General features: G+C 65.4%; 22 protein-coding genes and 1 riboswitch. Of the genes, 13 read left to right on the top strand and 9 right to left on the bottom strand.

Features of this window, described 5'->3' with window-relative positions:
• Positions 1–26: 26 nt before the first annotated feature.
• From Q5H89_RS20495 to Q5H89_RS20475, 5 genes are all read left to right on the top strand, one after another.
• Positions 27–362, top strand: a complete 336-nt coding sequence (locus Q5H89_RS20495) for a four-helix bundle copper-binding protein (RefSeq protein ID WP_144853244.1) — start codon at positions 27–29, stop codon at positions 360–362.
• A gap of 140 nt (positions 363–502) precedes the next feature.
• On the top strand, positions 503–712 hold the full coding sequence (locus tag Q5H89_RS20490; protein WP_144853242.1) for a heavy-metal-associated domain-containing protein: 210 nt from the start codon (positions 503–505) through the stop codon (positions 710–712).
• A 65-nt stretch (positions 713–777) separates the two neighbouring features.
• The gene (locus Q5H89_RS20485; RefSeq protein ID WP_144853241.1) at positions 778–1,236 is read left to right on the top strand and encodes a DUF305 domain-containing protein; all 459 of its coding nucleotides are present in this window, start codon (positions 778–780) and stop codon (positions 1,234–1,236) included.
• A gap of 331 nt (positions 1,237–1,567) precedes the next feature.
• Positions 1,568–2,278, top strand: a complete 711-nt coding sequence (locus Q5H89_RS20480; RefSeq protein ID WP_305021212.1) for a type IV toxin-antitoxin system AbiEi family antitoxin domain-containing protein — start codon at positions 1,568–1,570, stop codon at positions 2,276–2,278.
• Positions 2,263–3,249, top strand: a complete 987-nt coding sequence (locus tag Q5H89_RS20475) for a nucleotidyl transferase AbiEii/AbiGii toxin family protein (protein ID WP_305021211.1) — start codon at positions 2,263–2,265, stop codon at positions 3,247–3,249. The genes Q5H89_RS20480 and Q5H89_RS20475 overlap by 16 nt, the downstream gene beginning before the upstream one ends.
• A gap of 120 nt (positions 3,250–3,369) precedes the next feature.
• Here Q5H89_RS20475 and Q5H89_RS20470 read toward each other — a convergent pair whose 3' ends face one another.
• From Q5H89_RS20470 to Q5H89_RS20440, 7 genes are all read right to left on the bottom strand, one after another.
• Entirely contained in the window at positions 3,370–3,762 is a 393-nt protein-coding gene (locus tag Q5H89_RS20470; RefSeq protein WP_144853233.1) for a DUF190 domain-containing protein, read from the bottom strand.
• A 10-nt stretch (positions 3,763–3,772) separates the two neighbouring features.
• Positions 3,773–4,108, bottom strand: coding sequence for a DUF190 domain-containing protein (locus tag Q5H89_RS20465; RefSeq protein ID WP_157569748.1), 336 nt, complete (start codon positions 4,106–4,108; stop codon positions 3,773–3,775).
• 26 nt (positions 4,109–4,134) lie between these two features.
• Complete coding sequence (crcB, locus tag Q5H89_RS20460; protein ID WP_305021210.1) at positions 4,135–4,512, bottom strand: fluoride efflux transporter CrcB; 378 nt, start codon at positions 4,510–4,512, stop codon at positions 4,135–4,137.
• 70 nt (positions 4,513–4,582) lie between these two features.
• Positions 4,583–5,881: a phosphopyruvate hydratase gene (gene eno / locus Q5H89_RS20455; RefSeq protein ID WP_305021209.1), complete on the bottom strand. Its 1,299-nt coding sequence runs from the start codon at positions 5,879–5,881 to the stop codon at positions 4,583–4,585.
• Positions 5,882–5,934: 53 nt separating this feature from the next.
• A complete protein-coding gene (locus tag Q5H89_RS20450; protein ID WP_157569750.1) occupies positions 5,935–6,396 on the bottom strand; it encodes a hypothetical protein in 462 nt (153 codons plus the stop codon).
• Entirely contained in the window at positions 6,396–6,884 is a 489-nt protein-coding gene (locus tag Q5H89_RS20445) for a phosphatase PAP2 family protein (protein WP_305021208.1), read from the bottom strand. The genes Q5H89_RS20450 and Q5H89_RS20445 overlap by 1 nt, the downstream gene beginning before the upstream one ends.
• A gap of 155 nt (positions 6,885–7,039) precedes the next feature.
• Positions 7,040–8,275 (bottom strand): voltage-gated chloride channel family protein, encoded by a 1,236-nt coding sequence (locus Q5H89_RS20440; protein ID WP_305021207.1) that lies wholly within the window; start codon positions 8,273–8,275, stop codon positions 7,040–7,042.
• 126 nt (positions 8,276–8,401) lie between these two features.
• Positions 8,402–8,475, bottom strand: a riboswitch (Fluoride riboswitch).
• 112 nt (positions 8,476–8,587) lie between these two features.
• Here Q5H89_RS20440 and Q5H89_RS20435 point away from each other — a divergent pair.
• On the top strand, positions 8,588–9,589 hold the full coding sequence (locus tag Q5H89_RS20435; RefSeq protein ID WP_305021206.1) for a hypothetical protein: 1,002 nt from the start codon (positions 8,588–8,590) through the stop codon (positions 9,587–9,589).
• Positions 9,590–9,591: 2 nt separating this feature from the next.
• Here Q5H89_RS20435 and gpmA read toward each other — a convergent pair whose 3' ends face one another.
• Both gpmA and Q5H89_RS20425 read right to left on the bottom strand, forming a co-directional pair.
• Entirely contained in the window at positions 9,592–10,284 is a 693-nt protein-coding gene (gene gpmA / locus Q5H89_RS20430) for a 2,3-diphosphoglycerate-dependent phosphoglycerate mutase (protein ID WP_144853218.1), read from the bottom strand.
• A 25-nt stretch (positions 10,285–10,309) separates the two neighbouring features.
• Positions 10,310–11,362, bottom strand: coding sequence for a sodium:calcium antiporter (locus Q5H89_RS20425; RefSeq protein ID WP_305021205.1), 1,053 nt, complete (start codon positions 11,360–11,362; stop codon positions 10,310–10,312).
• 86 nt (positions 11,363–11,448) lie between these two features.
• On the opposite strand from Q5H89_RS20425, the gene Q5H89_RS20420 reads away from it, so the two are divergent.
• The 7 genes from Q5H89_RS20420 (at position 11,449) to Q5H89_RS20390 (ending at position 17,342) form a co-directional block, all read left to right on the top strand.
• Positions 11,449–12,378, top strand: a complete 930-nt coding sequence (locus Q5H89_RS20420; protein ID WP_305021204.1) for a LysR substrate-binding domain-containing protein — start codon at positions 11,449–11,451, stop codon at positions 12,376–12,378.
• Positions 12,379–12,476: 98 nt separating this feature from the next.
• Positions 12,477–12,857: a hypothetical protein gene (locus Q5H89_RS20415; RefSeq protein WP_305021203.1), complete on the top strand. Its 381-nt coding sequence runs from the start codon at positions 12,477–12,479 to the stop codon at positions 12,855–12,857.
• A 278-nt stretch (positions 12,858–13,135) separates the two neighbouring features.
• Complete coding sequence (locus Q5H89_RS20410) at positions 13,136–13,522, top strand: hypothetical protein (protein WP_305021202.1); 387 nt, start codon at positions 13,136–13,138, stop codon at positions 13,520–13,522.
• A 279-nt stretch (positions 13,523–13,801) separates the two neighbouring features.
• A complete protein-coding gene (locus Q5H89_RS20405; protein ID WP_305021201.1) occupies positions 13,802–14,455 on the top strand; it encodes a LysR substrate-binding domain-containing protein in 654 nt (217 codons plus the stop codon).
• A gap of 85 nt (positions 14,456–14,540) precedes the next feature.
• Positions 14,541–15,638: a YeiH family protein gene (locus tag Q5H89_RS20400; protein ID WP_305021200.1), complete on the top strand. Its 1,098-nt coding sequence runs from the start codon at positions 14,541–14,543 to the stop codon at positions 15,636–15,638.
• A 94-nt stretch (positions 15,639–15,732) separates the two neighbouring features.
• Complete coding sequence (locus Q5H89_RS20395; RefSeq protein WP_305021199.1) at positions 15,733–16,824, top strand: c-type cytochrome; 1,092 nt, start codon at positions 15,733–15,735, stop codon at positions 16,822–16,824.
• A 38-nt stretch (positions 16,825–16,862) separates the two neighbouring features.
• Positions 16,863–17,342 carry a DsrE family protein gene (locus tag Q5H89_RS20390; RefSeq protein WP_305021198.1) on the top strand — a complete coding sequence of 160 codons (480 nt, stop codon included), beginning with the start codon at positions 16,863–16,865 and terminating at the stop codon, positions 17,340–17,342.
• Positions 17,343–17,347 lie beyond the last annotated feature (5 nt).

The following is a 17,347-nucleotide window of genomic DNA, read 5'->3' as shown; positions in this document are numbered from 1 at the left end:
CCTGCTCCACTTTAACGTTTTTACTCATGCACGCTCAAAACCAATCTCTCCTCGACGCCCTCAACGCTTGCATTGCCGCCTGCGAGCACTGCGCTACCGCTTGCCTGCAGGAAGACGATGTAAAGATGATGGCCCGCTGTATCAGCCTCGACCGTGACTGCGCCGACGTGTGCGCCCTGACGGCCCGGCTAGTGGCCCGCGGTTCGGAGCACGCTGCTCATTTGCTGCGCGAGTGCGCCGAAGTGTGCAAGGCCTGCGGCGACGAGTGCGCCCAGCACACCCACATGCCGCACTGCCAGGCGTGCGCCGAAGCCTGCCGCCGCTGCGAAGAAGCCTGCCGCCAGGGGCTGCAAGCGGCCTAGGCTGGTGATAGTGGCGAACGGCCGCCGGAAATCATGCAAGCCAGGAGCGCAATTCTACACCCTTTGAGGGCCACTTTGGCCACCGCTTTGCGTGTTGTATTGCCATGGGCCCGGTTCGGGTACCCTCACCCCACTTCGTCATGAAAACCCTGCGCTTCACCACCAATATCAATTGCGGCGGCTGCCTCAAGGCCGTTACGCCGGCTCTTAACCAGCAGGTCGGAACCGGCAACTGGCAGGTCGATACGGCTAACCCCAGTAAGATTCTAACCATTACCTCGGCTACGCTCACGCCAGAGGAAGTAGTGCACGCCGTCGAGCAGGCCGGTTTCCGGATTCAAGCTGCGTAAGCTTGGCACCTAGTTCATTACCGCGCCCGGCAGCATTTTGCCGGGCGCTTTTATTTCCAGCACCGATGAAGAAAAGCAGCTATACCACCTTTTTCCTGATGCTGGCCGCCTCCTTCGTGGTCATGCACGTCATCACGTACCTGAACACCTACGAGTGGGACCATATCTACCCCAGTATCAACCGCTTCTACATGACCACACTCATGGTGTCGGCAATGGGGCTGCTAATGCTGGGCTTTATGCGGCACATGTACCTGGAACCGGGCAAAAATCGGCTCATTGCCGCTGGCTGCGTGGCCGTATTCCTGGGTACGCTGGCCCTGCTGCGCAGTCAAGCGCTGGTCAATGACACGCGCTTTATGGAATCCATGATTCCGCACCATTCCATTGCCATCCTGGTCAGTAAGCGCGCTACCATCCAAGACCCCGAAGTACGTACGCTGGCCGACAGCATCATCAGCGCCCAGCAACGCGAAATTGGCCAAATGAAGCGTATGTTGGCCCGGTTAAAGCACAAGCAGTAGCATCGTGCAGGTAAGCCCCCAATAACATCGAAGCAGTCGGGCCGGAACCCGTCGAGCTACCAGGCCCAGGCCATGGAGAAGAGATGAACAGCTCCCCGTACACGGCGTAGGTTTTGCCAAACGAGGTGGGCTGCCAGGTAGCCACGCCGCCTATCACCGAGCGCCAGCCCGCCGTTTGAGGGGGCTAGCTACTGATTACAGACGATGAGTCGCCGAGAAGTAGAGCGAGCGATTTGTAATGTTTTGCAGTAAAAAAACTTTACACCTTTGCTATCTTTACCGGCCGCGACCAATGCCAGAGCCAACCAGACCGACAACTGCCCGCCAGAAGATGCTCAACCGCTTGCAACAGCTTGCGCCGGGCTCGCTCGTGCGCTATAGTGACTTTGCCGGCCTGGGTATTGCGCCGGGCACCGTCGCCGTGAATCTGAGCCGGCTGCGCCAGCAAGGGGTGGTGCAACAGGTTACTAAGGGTACCTATCGCCTACCCCTGCAAAGCCGGTTCGGACCGGTGCCGGTTTCCGAGCAGCAGGTGCTGCAAGTACTCCTGCAAGCGTCCAACAAGAAACTACGGGGCTACCCGACCGGGGTAGCCGCCTTTAATCGATTGGGCTTGACTACGCAGGTGACCCAGGAAATCGAAATCGCTACTTCCCGGCCGGGCCGACCCAAAAAAGTCGGGAACGTGCGCGTGCGCTTTGTGCAGAGTCGGGGCGAGGTGAAGCTGGAGGAAGTGACGCTGCGCCAGCTGCTCGACGCCCTGCGGCAGCTCAAACGCCTACCCGACACCTCGCCGGCGACGGCCCTGCTACGCCTGCGCGAGCAGGTAAACCAGCTGCCCCCAGCTGACAAAACCAAGGTGGTTCGCCTGGCGCAGGGCTATAACCCCGCCACTCGAGCCATACTGGGCGCGCTGCTGGAAGGGCTGGGCGAAAACAAGCTGGCCACCAAGCTAAAAGCTGGTTTAAATCCCCTAACCTCCTACAAGCTTGGCCTGTCTGAGCAGGTATTACCTAACCGTGCGCCATGGCGAATCCAATGACCCTGCATACCCAAGAGCAGGACTTTCGCAACCTGATTACCATTACCGCGACGGCGCGGGGCATGCGGCAAAGCTTTATTGAGAAAGACTACTGGGTGACGTGGGTGTTGCGCAACCTTGCCGATTCTGCCGTTGCCGAGCAGGTCGTGTTCAAGGGCGGCACATCGCTTTCCAAAGGCTACGGGCTCATCGAGCGCTTTTCAGAGGATGTGGACCTGGCGGTTATCCTACAGGAGCAGCAAAGTGACGGCGCGCTGAAGAAACTCATCCGAGAAATTCATAAAACCGCAGCCGGCGACCTACCGGAAGTAGAACTAGCCGGCTTGACCAGCAAACGCGGCCACAACCGGCTGGTGTACCACCAGTACCCGCACCTGTTCACCGACCCGGTGCCGACCACTACGGAGCACATCTTGCTGGAAATAACGGCCTTCGGCGAGCCCGAGCCGCATAGCAAGCGCCCGCTGCTATCTTACCTGGGGCAATACCTGCTCGACCAGGGGCAACCGGAAGCCGTGCGGGAATACGGCCTGGAAGCATTCGATTTCAACGTGCTGAGCCTCGCACGCACGTTTGCCGAGAAAATAATGGCCCTGGTGCGAGTTTCCTACGAAACAGACCCGGTCGCGGCGGCCGGCCGCAAGGTGCGCCACCTCTACGACCTGCAGCAGCTGGTCAGTCACCCCGAAATAGTAGCCCTGCTAGCTGGCCCCGGCCTGGCCCAGCAGCTGGCGGCCGTACAGCGCGACGATGCGCGAGCCGGTGTCATTGGCCCCACCCGGGAATGGAAAACCCGACCCCTGACGGCCTGCTGGGCCTACACCGAGCAGGCGGCGAACCTACGCCAGCTTCAACAGCCTTACGAGCGGGATTTACCAAGGCTGCTGCACAGTCAACTCCCCGCCTTTGACCAGGTGCTGCTCACCATGCGGCGGATAGCTCAGCTGCTGCGCAGCTACGACGGGCTATAAGCTGTCGCAAAACAGACCCAGCGCCTTTTACGGCTCGGGCCACCTGCGCATCAGCCACCTGCATCGGCACGGCCAGCAGATTGGTCGCCTACTAAGGTTTTTTTGGCGCGGATTGTCCCGCTATTGTTCCGGCAAGCTGCGGGCGACTTCCCACTGCTCCACCGGCCGGAACACCACGACTTTGCCCCGCAGTAGCTCCTGTTGCTGCTGGCAGAAGGCGAGTAGGCGCGTGCGCTCGTCGAGCAGTTCCACGCATAGGGCCAGTTGGCCCGCTTCTACTTCGAGGTGGCGGGCACGCACGGCCCCGCCCAGCGCGTAGCCGTAGCCGCTGGTGTGGGTAGTAGCTTGTAAAATGCCGAAGGCGTGCGCCTTGTCGACCAGCGCGTGGGCCAGCGGGTCAGGGAAGAGGCGGCCGCGCAGGCCCGGCGCGGCGTGCTTGTCGGCCTGGGTGAGGTAGATGCGCAATTCGCCCAGCTCGCGCACGGCGGGCAACGGGGGTGGGGTAGGGGCCATTAGTCAATACTTAATAATGCGCGGCTTGTACTTCGGTCAGCGTGAGTAGCCCGCCGCTGCCGGCCTCGCTAAACAGGCGCTCGACTTCGGGCAGGAAGCGGGCGATGGCAGCCGGGCTGTCCACGAAGTCCAGCACCAGGGGCAGGTTTTCGGCCAGGGTCAGCAGCTTGGCCGATTCCACCTGGCCCTGCGCCCCGAAGCCCAGCACGCCCTTGGTGACGGTGGCCCCGGCCAGGCCCGCCTGCCGCGCCGCGTATACCAGCGCCTCGTAGAGCGGCTGGTGCTGGTGCTTGTCCTGCTCGCTCACGTAGAGGCGTAGCAGCTGCGCCGGTTGCAAAGTAGCCATGCGATAAAAGGGTTAAGAAGAGAAGTTTATAAAAAGCGCACCGCCACCACGCCCGCAAACGTGGCCCCCAGCCCCAGCAGCACGCTGCCGGCCACGTAGAGCGCCCCGTAGGCGTATTCGCCGTCGGTGAGCAGGGCGATGGTTTCGTAGGAGAAGGTCGAAAACGTGGTGAAGCCCCCGCAAAAGCCCGTGGTGAGCAACAGTCGCAGCTCGGGCGAGCCGATGGTGCCCCGCTCGGCCGCCGCGTAGAAGAAGCCAATGAGCAGGCAGCCCAACACGTTGACCAACAGCGTGCCCAGCGGAAAAGGGTGCACGAAGTGCCGCGCCACCAGCAGCTGCAACAAATAGCGGCCCACGCTGCCCAGGGCCCCGCCCACGGCGATGATGGCTAGCAATCGAAACATAAGGTGCACGTGAGAAGTCAGCCCCGGCGGACTACTGGCGCCAGTAGCCCGCCGGGGCAATCGCCGTCATTTATTGATTCTTAAAGGCCTTGATGCCCGCAAAGCGCCCCGCGCCGCCCAGCTCGCGCTCGATGCGCAGCAGCTGGTTGAACTTGGCGATGCGCTCGGAGCGCGAGCCGCTGCCGGTTTTGAGGTGGCCCGCGCCGGTGGCTACCGTCAGGTCGGCCACGAAGGTGTCCTCGGTTTCGCCCGAGCGGTGCGACACGAACTGGTTGTAGCCGTTGGCCTGCGCCAGGCGCACGGTGGCGAGCGTTTCGGTGACGGTGCCGATTTGGTTGAGCTTGATGAGCACCGAGTTGGCGATGTGCTGGTCAATACCGGCTTGCAGGATGGCGGGGTTAGTGCAGAAAATATCGTCGCCCACCAGCTCGATTTTACTCCCTAGGGCCTGGGTGTGCAGCTGCCAGCCGGCCCAGTCGTCCTCGCCCATGCCGTCTTCGAGCAGGATGATGGGGTACTGGCTTACCCAGCTCACCCACAGGTCGTTGAACTGCGCGGAAGTGAAGGTTTGTTGGGTCGATTTGAACAAGCGGTACTGGCCCGGCTGGCCATCCTTGCCCTTCTCCCACAGCTCGCTCGACGCGGGGTCGAGGCAGAGCGAGATGTCGGTGCCCGGCCGGTAGCCAGCCTTCGTGATGGCTTCGAGCAGCAGCTCCACGGCCTCCTCGTTCGACTTCAGATTGGGGGCAAAGCCGCCCTCATCGCCTACCCCCGTGTAGTAGCCCTTCTGCTTGAGCAGGGCCTTGAGGGCGTGAAACGTTTCCACGCTCATGCGTATGGACTCGGCAAAGGTGGGCGCGTTGTGCGAGGCAATCATGAATTCCTGAAAATCCACGTTGTTATCGGCGTGGCGGCCGCCGTTGAGCACGTTCAGGCAGGGCACAGGCAGCACGTAGCTGGCCTGGTCGGCCAGCTGCCGGTAGAGCGGTTTTCCGTTAGCGGCGGCCAGGGCGCGGGCGTAGGCCATCGACACGGCCAGGATGGCGTTGGCCCCGAGGCGGCTCTTGTTGGGGGTACCGTCGAGGGCGATGAGGCGGTGGTCGAGGTCGGCCTGGTCGGTAAGGTCTTGGTTGAGAATAGCCTGGCTGATTTCACCCTGCACGTTGGCCACGGCCTTTTGCACGCCCAGGCCGCCGTAGCGTTTGGGGTCGCGGTCGCGCAGCTCCACGGCTTCTTTCTCGCCGGTGCTGGCCCCGGCGGGCACCAGGGCGCGGCCGGTGGCCCCGCCTTCAAGGGTAATGTCGGCTTCGACGGTGGGGTTACCGCGCGAGTCGAGCACTTCGAGGGCGGTTAGGGAGGTGATTTTCATAGGGGATTGAAAAAATGAAGTAGGATAAAATGGCCGGACCAACTTGGTCAGGGCTAGGCGGGGGGTGAATCGGGGGCGTTGGCTTGCGCCAGCAGCTGGTTGGCTAACTCGGTGAGGCGCAGCACACGGGCATCCCAGTCGGGAGCCAGGGCCGGGGGTAGGGCCCCATAGCTGCTGAACTTGGCGGCCGGCGCGTCGCCCAGGATTTCCCAGAGCTGGGCGGCGCGGAAGGCTACCTCGTGGCGGGGCGAGCGGGTCTGCGTGTCGAGGCGGTAGGCGGCGTGCAAGGCGGCCAGCTCGGCGTGAAACGCCTCGGCCGTGGCGGCCAGGGCGGCGCGGTCGGCCGCGGGCAAGTCGGCAGCCCAGCGCTGGGCAATGCCGGGCGCGGGCGGCCCCAGCACCGCCCGCAGGCTGGCCAGGCGGTCTTCGAGCAGGAGCATCAGCGAGCTGAGCACCCGCTGGTGCGTGGCCGAGAGCGGGAACCCGGCCGGCGGGGTGGGCAAAGGACTAGGCATCAGACAACTGGTGGGGAAGAAGCGGGGGAAAGTGGCACATAGCGCGCGATAATCCAGGTATAGAGCCAACTCACGCCGTAGGCCAGGGGCAGGCTCAGCAGCGCGGGCACCAGCACGTCGGAAGGGTAGTGCACACCCAGGTACACCCGGCTGTAGGCCACCAGTGCCGCCCAGGGGAATAGCACCCAGGCTAGCCCCGGCAGCCGGTGCCGGGCCGTGAAAAACAAGTAAAACGCCAGCGCAAACACATTGCCTGCGTGCGACGACACGAAGCCGTAGGGGCCGCCCCGGTAGCCGTGCAGCAGGTGCAGCTGCCCCACCAGACCGGGCTCGTGGCTGGGCCGCAGCCGGTGCGCCCAGGGCTTGAGCAGCCCGGATGCCAGCTGGTCGCTGGCCAGAATAAGCACCGCAATCAGCGGCACCAGCACCCAGGCCCGCCGGCCGAAGCTGCCCACCAGCACGGCCAGCAGCGCGGCGTAGAACGGCACCCAGGTAAACGTCTGGCTTGCCCACCACAGCAGGCCGTCCCAGAAGGGCGTGTGGTGGCCGTTGACCAGCAGAAGCAGGCGTGTGTCCAGGGTTTGCAGCTGGTCGAGTATGGCGAGGAAAAGGAGGGTGGTGAAGAAAAAGGCCGCGGCCTGCCCTAGGGCCGCCGGTCGGCCGGCTGGTGCAGCGCCCCCAGGCGGCGGCCCCGGTGGCGGCCCAACAGCGGGTGCTTAGGCTGGCCCACCTGCTGAGAGGAGTAGATGCCGCTGTGGCCCGAAAACAGGTAGGCCACCACGCAGCTCAGCCCCAGGTAGATGCCCGCGTGGGTACCAAATAGCTCCAGGCCCATGAACAGGCAGGCCAGTGGCGTATTGGCCGCACCCGCAAACACCCCCACAAAGCCCATGCCCGCCAGCAGCGCCACCGGCAGCGGCAGCACTACGGCCAGCGCCGAGCCCAGCGCCGCCCCGATGAAAAACAGCGGCGTGACCTCCCCGCCCTTGAAGCCCGCCCCCAGCGTGAGGGCCGTCAGGGCCAGCTTCCAGGCAAAATCCTGGGGCGGCAGCGGGTGCTGAAACGCCTCCACGATGACCGGCACGCCCAGGCCAGCGTAGCGCATGGTGCCCAGCGCCCACATGATGCCCGCTACCAGCACGCCGCCCACCACCGGCCGCAGCGGCGCGTAGGCGATGCGGGCAAACTGCTTACTTATCCAGTGGGTGAGGGTAGCGAAGCTGCGGGCCGTGAGGCCAAACAAGGCCCCCACCAGCAGGGTGCAGCCCAGTCCTGGGGCCGTGAGCGGCAGGGCCGCTAGCGCGGGGTAGGCGGTGTGGCCCACGCCCCAGGCCCGCGTGACGGCATCGGCCACCATAGCGGCCAAAAAGCTGGGCAAAATGGCCTCGTAGCGCATCGAGCCGAGCAGAAACACCTCCAGCCCGAACACGGCCCCGGCTAGCGGCGTGCCAAACACGGAGGCGAAGCCCGCGCTCATGCCCGCGATGAGTAGCAGCTGCCGCTCGCGCCGGGGCAGCCAGCGCGAAAGCTGGTCGGCCAGCGCCCCGCCCATCTGCACGGCCGTGCCCTCGCGGCCCGCCGAGCCGCCAAACAGGTGCGTGAGCAGCGTGCCGCCCAGCACCAGCGGCACCAGCCGCAGCGGAATTACTTCGCTCGGGGCGTGTATTTCGTCCAAAATCAAGTTGTTGCCCTTCACCACCCGGTTGCCAAAGCGGTGGTAGGCCAGCCCCACCAGCAGGCCGCCCACCGGCAGCAGCGCCAGGGCCCAGGGGTGGGTTTCGCGCCAGCGCGTCACCCATTCCAAACTCACTAAGAAGCCGGCCGAGGCAGTGCCGGCCAGCGCGCCGACCAAGCTGGAGAGCAGCAGCCAGCGCCCCACAAACCAAGCCGTGGGGGTAGGCGAGAGGGCCCGTAAACGGGCGGGTACTAAGCGGGAGTAAAGGGGGTGATAAGCCACGGGAGCGAACGCTAAGATGAACTACTCGGCGTAGCCACCAGGGCCAGCCGTCTCGTAGGAATCATCAGCGCAGCGCACCAGGCGCCGGCGGTTCGCGGTGGAAATCCATCACCGTACTGCGCCCTTATACGAGGCGACGACGGGCGGGTTGTGATAATTGGGCAGCCTGCCGGCTATTATTGCTAAAAACCTGTGGCGGGCCCGGCCGTTAAGGAGGCTTCTTTGCCTGCTGCCATGACCAGTTTCCCTTTCTTGTCTGCGGCCCGGCGGTGGCGTGCGGCGGCCGGGGCCGGCTTTGCCCTGCTGGCCTGGCTGAGCGGCTGCGTGGTAGCGCAGGTAGGCGCTTCGCGGGCGCTGGACGCGCCGGCGGCTGCCGTGGCGTGTGCCCCCGCCGAGCTGCCTTACGCGCTCCCCGGCCCGGTGCTGACGGCCCCGCAGCTAGCGGCCGATACCCTGCTGCGCCGCCACTTCACGGCCCCCACGCTGGCCGCTGCCAACCGCTACGGCCTGGCGCCGGCCCTGCATCAGCTGGTGGCGGCCCCACTTGGCTCGCTGGCCCGCCTGAGCGCCCGGCAGCGCGTGGGCGAGCAGCTGGCGGCCCTGGCCCTGCTGGTGGGCAGCACCACCGCCGAACTGGACTGCGAGGAGGAGCGCGCCGACCAGGTGGCCGATTACCTGCTCGACCAGGCCGCTCGCCGCATCCGGCGCTACACGCTGCTGGCCATCGTGCTCGGGGCCCTGGGCACGGTCGTCACCGGCGGGCTGGCGCTGCTGGAAGTGCGCAAGTCGATTTACCGCCCGGTTGGCATCGCGTTTGGCCTGGCCGGGGCGGCGCTGGGGTTGCTCAGTCTCTACGTCCCCGATGCGCGCATTTCCTACGCACACCGCCGCAACGCGCTGGCCAACATTGGCTTAGTGGACCTAGGGCCGGTGACTACGCAGCCGCGCACTCTGGCCGCGCCGGTGTGGGCCTACCTCACGGCCCCCGCTGGCGCGACGGGCGCGCTTTCGCGGCGCGAAGCCCTGCTGCACCGCTGGCAAACCACCGGCGAGCTAGGGGCTAGAAGTTCCGCCGACCGGCAGCGCCTGCTGTACCTGCTCTTCGGCCGCGGCGGCACCTACGCGGCCAGCGAGCTGCAAATGCGGGCCAACTTCTACGACCAGCTCGAAGCCAGCGTGGCGCTGCTGAAGCAGGAGCTGGCCCAACTGGCCGCGCAGGTGGCGGCGCTGCCGTAGCCCTATTCCGTTAGCAAATAATGGTTTACCCGCTCCAGGTTGTCATTGAGCTGGTACACCATCGGCACGCCGGTTACGATGTCGAGCTGGGTCACCTGCTCGTCGGTGAGCTTGTCGATGTACTGCACTAGGGCCCGCAGGCTGTTACCGTGGGCGCAGACGATAACTTTTTGCCGCTGGCGCAGGGCGGGCATTACCGTCTCGGTCCAGAAGGGCAGGACGCGGGCCAGCGTTTCGCTCAGGTTCTCGGTCAGGGGCAGCTCGCGGTCGGTGAGGTGCTGGTAGCGCGGGTCGTGGCCGGGGTAGCGCGGGTCGGCGGGCGTGATGGCAGGCGGGTGCGCGTAGGGGTCGCGCCGCCACAGCAGTACCTGCCCGGCCCCGTACTGGGCTTCGGCGGCGGCCTTGTTCTGGCCCTGCAGCGCCCCGTAGAAGCGCTCATTGAGCCGCCAGGTCTTCTGCACCGGAATCCAGAGCAGGTCCAGCTCTTCCAGCACGATGTCCATCGTTTTGATGGTGCGCTTGAGGTAGGAAGTGTAGCCCACGTCGAAGCGGAAACCGTGCTTGTGCAGCAGCTGGCCGGCGCGGTGGGCCTCGGCCACGCCCTGGGGCGTGAGGTCCACGTCGGTCCAGCCGGTGAAGACGTTGGCCAAATTGGTGGTGCTCTCGCCGTGGCGAAGCAAAACGATGTCGGGCATGGGGTAGGGAAAAGTAGTAGGGTTGTTAGTGACTGATAGCCAGCAGCCCCAGCATACCCAGCGCATATAGCGCGAGCACTGCCAGCGAGTCGAGGCCCATGCGGGCCACCTGCCGCTGCGGCCGGAAAACCAGCCCATAGACGTACACGCAGGTGAGCAGCATGCCCAGGCCTGTGAGGTAGAGGTCAGCCTTGCCGGCGTGGGGCAGCGCGGCCTGGCCCGAGAGCGCGCTGGCCACCACAAACAGCACCGGCAAAAAGGCGTTGCCCCCAAAAATATCGCTGACGGCCAGCTCATACGCGCCCGCTTTCATCGAGGCCAGGCCAGTCGATACCTCGGGCAGCGAGGTAGCCGCCGCCAGCACCGTGGCCCCAAACAGCAGGCCGCTCAAACCCCAGTGGGTGGCCAAGGCGTCGCCGCTGCGCTCCAGCACCACGCCGGCCACCAGTGTCACCACGGCCGAAGCCAGGAATACGAGCCCCGTGCGCCCGGTGCTGGCCGGGGGCTGTGGTTGGGCCGGGGCCGGGGGCTTAGGCGGCGGGCTGCCAGTTGGGGCCGCGTCGTGCGCCTGCCAGGGCAAGCCTTTTTGCGCTTTCCCAATCAGCCACAGGCCCACCACCCAGAGCCCTAGGATGAGCAGGCCCGCCGGGGTCGCGCGGGCCACGATAACGGCGGCCGGCAGTTGGCTGCCCACCAGCACGGCCGCCAGCACGGCCAGCACCAGCACGCCTTCCAGCGCCAGCGCCAGCGAGGCGGCCCGGTAAGTGAGGGCCGCTTTTTTGCCCAGGCCAAATACGTCGAGCACCACCAGCACCAGCGTCTGCATCGCAATGCCGCCCAGGATGTTGCCGATGGCCAGCTCCAGGTGCTGGCTCAGGGCGGCGCTGACCGTGATGGCCAGCTCGGGCAGGTTGGTGACCACGGCCAGCAGCAGCAGGCCGCCCAGCGCCTGGCCCAGCCCGAAGCGCTTGGCCAGCACCGAGGTAGTATTGGCCAGGTAAATGCCGGCCACCCAGACGGCCGCCCCGGCCGCCGCAAAGGCCAGCAGCAACAGGGGAATAGATAAGTGTGCGAACATGCGGGAGCAGGTAAAGTAGGAGGCCCATACGGCCCGCCCGCCCTTTTTGCCGGAAAATCCGCGCTACGGCCCCGACCTTCGCGCCCATGTCCGATTTTCGCTTGCGCGTATTCGCCGCCGTGGCGCGGCACCTGAGCTTTACCAAGGCCGGCCAGGAGCTGTTCGTGAGTCAGCCAGCCGTCACCAAGCACATCCGGGAGCTGGAGGCCCAGTACGGCCAGCGCCTGCTGGAGCGGCGCGGCAACCGCGTAAGCCTCACCGAGGCCGGCCGCCTGCTGCACGCCCACGCCGAGGCCGTGGCCGCCTCGGCCCAGCAGCTCGACGAGCAATTGGCGGGCCTGCGCGACCCCGAAGAAGCCGCCGGCCGCCTGCGCCTGGGGGCCAGCACCACCCTGAGCCAGTACGTGCTGCCGGGCTGGCTACCGGCCTTTCAGGCCCGCTACCCGCAGGTGCAGCTTACCTTATTTAATGCTAATTCCGAGCGCATTGCCGACGCGCTACTGCGCGGCGAGCTGGATTTGGGCTTCGTGGAGGGCCGCACCAAAAGCCGCGACCTGCACTACGAATTGCTCTTGCCCGACGAGCTGGTAGCCGTGCGCCGGGCCACGCCCGCCGGGTCGCCCACCAAGCCCCTACCCCTGGCCGAGGCCCTGGCCAGCCCGCTGGTGCTGCGCGAGCGCGGCTCCGGCACGCTGGAAGTGCTGGAAATGGCTTTGCGTGAGCGCAAAATCAAGCTTTCCGACCTGCAAGTGGCTATTTACCTTGACAGTACGGAGGCCATCAAAAGCTACCTAGAGGCGGCCCCCACGGCCCTAGGGTTTGTGTCGCGGCAGGCACTGACGCGCGAGCTGGCGGCGGGCCTGCTCGAAGTGGTGCCCATTGCCGGGCTGGCCCTGCCCCGGCAGTTTGAGGCCGTGTGGGTGCAGGGCCAGCCGCTGCCCCGCCCGGCCCAGCGGTTCTGGCTCTTTGCGCAGGCCCAGGGCAGCGTTTCCATAACCAAAGGGAATAAGCGATAACTAATCAACTGAACGCCGGGCGAACAACCGGCGTAGGTGGAAGGGTTACGTAGCCGCTACTTACCAGCGGCACAGCCCGCATATTTCCCCCTTTCACCATGCGAAACCACCCCGCCCCCGACGCCGAACAGCCCACGCCGGAAACCGCCCACCCCGCCGCCGACAGTGCCCACGCCGGCACCCCGCACTACGGTACCTTTGGCGACCCGGCCACCGTGCCCGCTACCCCGGAGCACCACCCTAACCGCCAATACGTGGGCGGCTACATGGACCCCGAAGGCACCCACGGCGGCTGCGAAACCGGCCCCTACGACCCTGCCCAGCAGCGCGGCCACGCCGACCAGAACCGGGCTACCGACGCCGTGCTGGCCGCCCAGGGCAAGGACGAAGATGTGGAGCGCGCCGCCTTTGCCGAGGACGACCCGCGCTATGCGGGCGGCGACAAATTCGATTTAAAAGACGAGCAGACGGGCTTTTAGGACAAGCCTATGCTACGCCTAGACACTAGCCGTCCCCCGTTTCCCTTCTACCTACGCGCAGAACCGGAAGCGGGAAACGCCTGGTTTTCGGGCGCTGAGCTGTCAACAGACTGCTCAAAATGGTTATTCGTAATAACTATTTTGAATAACCTGACCACGCAGTTCGCCCGCTACTTTTGAGTTCGCCAGCCCCTGTCAGTGCCCACTGGGCGATTCGGCGGCGCGGCTACAACGTGGCTACTAGCTTTTTCCAATCACCTCTTTTGCTCTTTTCACGCATGAGCCAGCACCCCGAAAACCCCGCTACCCCCGCCGCCGAAGCCCACGCCGGCACGCCCCACTACGGCGACTTCGGCCACCCCGCCGACCCCCACGCGCCCCGCACCTACCGCGCAACCAGCTACGACGGCTCCAACGATAACCCCGACGAGTTCAGCGCGTTTCGCGGCAAGCACGCCGCCAATACGGAGCACTACTGCATGAGCGATGCCCAGGCCGACCCCGCCCAGCAGGTTGGCCACGTGGAGCAAAACCAGGCTACCGCTGCCATCATCGCCGCCCACGGGGCCGACGACGACGTGGAGCGCGCCGCCTACGCCCTCGACGACCCCCGCTACGCCGGTGGCGACGTGTACGACCTGAAAAACGAGCAAACCAGCCTGTAGCGCCCGGCTGGCCGCGTGCCTAGGCCCCTGCCCGGTTGCCGTTGGTTTGGCCAGCTGGCAGCCGGGCAGGCGGCATTTAGGGACTGGGAACAAGCAGCTGGCAGACGCCTATCCATAATTTTTGGTTATGCTGAATAAGCATTTGGAATACACAAGGTGCGGGGTAGCCAGGTAATTTTGACGCACAATCAACGCCGGCCGCCTGGTACTAGCGGGCTGGCTGGCAGTTGATTGGCCGGGCGGAACAGGCCGCCCGGCTACTTTTTACCACCCGCCCCGATGTCATCCGATTCCCTGGTGCTGCGCCTAGGAGCCAGCGCCACGCTGAGCGGCTACGTGCTGCCCGTTTTGCTGGCCAGCCTGCAACGGCAGCTGCCCGGCCTGCAGGTGCAGCTGCGTCACCTGCCCACCGGCCAGGTGGCCGACTGCCTGCGCCGGGGCGAGCTGGATTTGGGCTTTGTGGAAGGCCTGGAGCGCTGCCCCCGCCTGCACTACGAGCACCTGCTGCACGACGAGCTGGTGGCCGTGCGCCAGGCTACCCCTGGCGGCCCCCCGCCGCGCCCGTTGCCGCTGGCCCAGGTGCTGGCCGGGCCGCTGGCGCTGCGCGAGCCGGGGTCGGGTACGCTGGCCTGCATCGAGCAGCACTTGCGGCAGGCGCACGGCGTGGAGCTGGCCGCGCTGCCGCAGGTGCGCTACCTGCCGCAGCTGGCGGCCATCAAGGAGCGCCTGTTGGCCGCGCCGGGTACCATCGGGCTGCTGCCGCGCCGGGCGGTGGCCCGCGAGCTGCTGGCCGGCGCACTAGAAGAAGTGTGGGTGCTGGGGCTGCGCCTGACGCGCCCGCTGGTGAGCGTGCGCCGCCCCGACCAGCCGCTGCCCCCAGCCGCCGCGCGGCTGCTTACCCTATGCCGGGAGCGCTACGGCTCCCTGTCATAACCATTGGTTATTCGACATAACATTTTGAGATAAACTAGTAAGGGGTAAGCGCCGTAAATTTGCTCCAGATAACAACCACTTCCCCATGAGCCACCTCACCACTCCCGCGCCTCCTACTCCGCAGCCTGAGCACAGCGCCGAGCCGATGCTCTTCGCCTCGCCGGCCGAGCAGGACCACGCCGCCGCCGCCCTTGATGAAGGGGTAAATACCACCGGCATCTTCCGCCACCTGCACACGCCCCGCGTGGCTTTCGGCCAGGACTTCACCTTGCGGCAGGTGGTGTTCGGGCTGTTTCTGGTGTTCTGCCTCACGCCCTGGGCCTCGCCGCCCATCGCCCTGGCCCTAGGGCTGGTGCTGGCCCAAACAGTGGGTAACCCCTTCACCAGCCACACCAAAGCCTTCACCCACAAGCTGCTGCAATTCTCGGTGATTGGCCTGGGCTTTGGTATGAATGCCCACGCGGCGGTGCAGGCCGGCAAGGAAGGCATTTTGTTTACAGTGGTGTCCATCTTCGGCACGCTGTTTCTGGGCTACTTCGTCGGTAAGTGGCTGGGTCTGGGCAAGCACGTGGTGCACCTGATTTCGTGCGGCACTGCTATCTGCGGCGGCTCGGCCATCGCGGCCATCGGGCCGGTGCTGCGGGCCAAGGACGAGGAAATGTCGGTGGGCCTGGGCACGGTGTTCGTGCTCAATGCCATTGCGCTGTTTGCCTTTCCGCCCATCGGCCACGCCCTGCACATGAGCCAGAATCAGTTCGGCCTCTGGTGCGCCATCGCCATTCACGATACCTCGTCGGTAGTGGGCGCGGCGGCCGCCTACGGCAACCAGGCGCTCGAAGTAGCCACCACCGTGAAGCTGGCGCGGGCGCTCTGGATTATCCCGGTGGCCATCGGCACGGCCATGATTTTCAAGCAGAAAGGCGTTAAAATCAAGATTCCCTACTTCATCTTCGGCTTCATTCTGGCTATGCTGGTCAACACCTTCGTGCCCGCCGCCAAGCCCCTGGGGCCGGTGATGGTGAACCTGGCCAAAATCGGCCTCACGGTCACGCTGTTTTTCATCGGCGCGGGGCTGTCGGCTAAGGTCGTGAAGTCGGTGGGCATCAAGCCCTACGTGCTGGGCATCCTGCTGTGGGTGGTGATTTCGACCGCCTCGCTCTACGTCATTCTGCACGCCGTCTAGGCTGGTGCGCCGGGCCGGTGGCGAGTGCTGCTGGCCCGGCCAATACGGGTAATAGCCCGCTGATAAACAGGCTCTCTTAGCAATCCTCTCCGCCATGGCCACGTTTCCTGACCCTACCCCCCGTCTGCAACCCGAAGACAAGCAGGTGTTTGTGAAAGTAGCCGGCCTGCTGACCTGGCTCACCGGCCTGCTGGTGCTGGTAGTGGCCGTGACGGCCTACCTGCTGGTGTTTCCGCCCCAGCCCGCCGCGCCGCTGGCCGCTACGGCGGCCGCGCCGGTTGCAGGGGCTGGGGCGGCCCCGAAGCAGTCCGTCAATTTCTTCGCCCCGGCCCGGTTCCTGCTCGACAGCGTAAAACACAACCCCGAGGGCGAGCTGATTCGCTACGGCCACGAGCTGATTGCCCACACCCCGCAGTACCTGGGCCCCCAAGTGAAAGACCCGCTACTGCGCCTGGCGGGCAGCAACCTGGCCTGCCAGAACTGCCACCTGCAAGCCGGCCAAAAGGCCTTTTCGGCCCCCTACGTGGGCATCTGGGGCATCTACCCCACTTATAAAGGCCGCGAAAACGCCATCAGCACCCTCGAAGACCGCATCAACGGGTGCATGACCCGCAGCCTCAACGGCCGCCCGCTGCCCCTCGACGGCAAGGAGATGAAGGCCCTGGTGACCTACATGAAGTGGCTGGGCCGCCAGGTGCCGGTGGGGGAGAAGGTGAAGGGCCAGAGCTTCGTAAAAGTCACGTTTCCGAACCGGGCGGCCGACCTGGGGCAGGGCAAAGTACTGTATTCCCAGCAGTGTGCCAGCTGCCACGGGGCGGGCGGCCAGGGCCAGCGCGCCAGCTCCGACGCGCAGTACCAGTACCCGCCCCTGTGGGGGCCCGACAGCTACAACGACGGGGCCGGCATGCACCGCCTGCAAACGGCGGCCCGCTTTATCAAGGCCAACATGCCCTTCGGGGCCACCGCCGAGCACACCATTCTCTCCGATGCCGATGCCTACGACATCGCGGCCTTCATCAACTCGATGCCCCGGCCCCGCATGGCCCACCTCGAAAAGGACTACCCCGACCTGAGCAAGAAGCCCGTCGATTGCCCCTACCCCCCTTACGCCGACCAGTTTACCCAGCACCAGCACCAGTTCGGACCCTACGCGGCCATGAGCCAGGGCAAGAAGGGCGCGGAGTAACCGCGTCGTAGCAAACATTTTAGCACAAATTCCTGCTCATGAAAACCCTGATGCTGACCGCCGCGCTCGCCGCCGGCCTCGCCTTTTCCAGCCACGCCCAAACTCCCGCTGCCATGCACGATGCCGAAGCCTTTCAGAAAGGCACCTTCGCCGGGGCCACCGCCGACCTGGCGCACTACAACGCCATCTACCAGCTCGACAGCGACGACCTCAAGCTGATTCAGCAGACGCTGCGCAACATCAGCAACGCGCTGGCCGACACCCGCTTGAAAGGCAAGGTGACCATCGAGCTGATTGCCTTTGGCAACGGCACCACGCTCTACCGCAAGGACCAGCCCTACGAGGCGCAGCTCACGGCCCTCAAGCAGCAGGGCGTTATCCTGGCGCAGTGCCTGAATACGCTCAAGGAGAAGAAGATAAGCAAGGACGAGCTGCTGCCGCTCATCGCCTACGTGCCCAGCGGCAACGGGGAGCTTATAATCCGGCAGGCCCAGGGCTGGTCGCTGGTGCACCCCTAAAGCGC

Source organism: Hymenobacter cheonanensis (genome assembly GCF_030581075.1).
Classification (GTDB): Bacteria; Bacteroidota; Bacteroidia; order Cytophagales; family Hymenobacteraceae; genus Hymenobacter.
The sequence above is the reverse complement of the archived record's forward strand: the minus strand, read 5'-3'. Positions and strand labels throughout refer to the sequence as shown.

Excerpts from the sequence above, each read along its gene's own strand:
- Q5H89_RS20495 (WP_144853244.1), top strand. The coding sequence starts at position 27 with ATGCACGCTCAAAACCAATCTCTCCTCGACGCCCTCAACGCTTGCATT.
- Q5H89_RS20490 (WP_144853242.1), top strand. The coding sequence starts at position 503 with ATGAAAACCCTGCGCTTCACCACCAATATCAATTGCGGCGGCTGCCTC.
- Q5H89_RS20485 (WP_144853241.1), top strand. The coding sequence starts at position 778 with ATGAAGAAAAGCAGCTATACCACCTTTTTCCTGATGCTGGCCGCCTCC.
- Q5H89_RS20480 (WP_305021212.1), top strand. The coding sequence starts at position 1,568 with ATGCTCAACCGCTTGCAACAGCTTGCGCCGGGCTCGCTCGTGCGCTAT.
- Q5H89_RS20475 (WP_305021211.1), top strand. The coding sequence starts at position 2,263 with ATGGCGAATCCAATGACCCTGCATACCCAAGAGCAGGACTTTCGCAAC.
- Q5H89_RS20470 (WP_144853233.1), bottom strand. The coding sequence starts at position 3,762 with ATGGCCCCTACCCCACCCCCGTTGCCCGCCGTGCGCGAGCTGGGCGAA.
- Q5H89_RS20465 (WP_157569748.1), bottom strand. The coding sequence starts at position 4,108 with ATGGCTACTTTGCAACCGGCGCAGCTGCTACGCCTCTACGTGAGCGAG.
- crcB (WP_305021210.1), bottom strand. The coding sequence starts at position 4,512 with ATGTTTCGATTGCTAGCCATCATCGCCGTGGGCGGGGCCCTGGGCAGC.
- eno (WP_305021209.1), bottom strand. The coding sequence starts at position 5,881 with ATGAAAATCACCTCCCTAACCGCCCTCGAAGTGCTCGACTCGCGCGGT.
- Q5H89_RS20450 (WP_157569750.1), bottom strand. The coding sequence starts at position 6,396 with ATGCCTAGTCCTTTGCCCACCCCGCCGGCCGGGTTCCCGCTCTCGGCC.
- Q5H89_RS20435 (WP_305021206.1), top strand. The coding sequence starts at position 8,588 with ATGACCAGTTTCCCTTTCTTGTCTGCGGCCCGGCGGTGGCGTGCGGCG.
- gpmA (WP_144853218.1), bottom strand. The coding sequence starts at position 10,284 with ATGCCCGACATCGTTTTGCTTCGCCACGGCGAGAGCACCACCAATTTG.
- Q5H89_RS20425 (WP_305021205.1), bottom strand. The coding sequence starts at position 11,362 with ATGTTCGCACACTTATCTATTCCCCTGTTGCTGCTGGCCTTTGCGGCG.
- Q5H89_RS20420 (WP_305021204.1), top strand. The coding sequence starts at position 11,449 with ATGTCCGATTTTCGCTTGCGCGTATTCGCCGCCGTGGCGCGGCACCTG.
- Q5H89_RS20415 (WP_305021203.1), top strand. The coding sequence starts at position 12,477 with ATGCGAAACCACCCCGCCCCCGACGCCGAACAGCCCACGCCGGAAACC.
- Q5H89_RS20410 (WP_305021202.1), top strand. The coding sequence starts at position 13,136 with ATGAGCCAGCACCCCGAAAACCCCGCTACCCCCGCCGCCGAAGCCCAC.
- Q5H89_RS20405 (WP_305021201.1), top strand. The coding sequence starts at position 13,802 with ATGTCATCCGATTCCCTGGTGCTGCGCCTAGGAGCCAGCGCCACGCTG.
- Q5H89_RS20400 (WP_305021200.1), top strand. The coding sequence starts at position 14,541 with ATGAGCCACCTCACCACTCCCGCGCCTCCTACTCCGCAGCCTGAGCAC.
- Q5H89_RS20395 (WP_305021199.1), top strand. The coding sequence starts at position 15,733 with ATGGCCACGTTTCCTGACCCTACCCCCCGTCTGCAACCCGAAGACAAG.
- Q5H89_RS20390 (WP_305021198.1), top strand. The coding sequence starts at position 16,863 with ATGAAAACCCTGATGCTGACCGCCGCGCTCGCCGCCGGCCTCGCCTTT.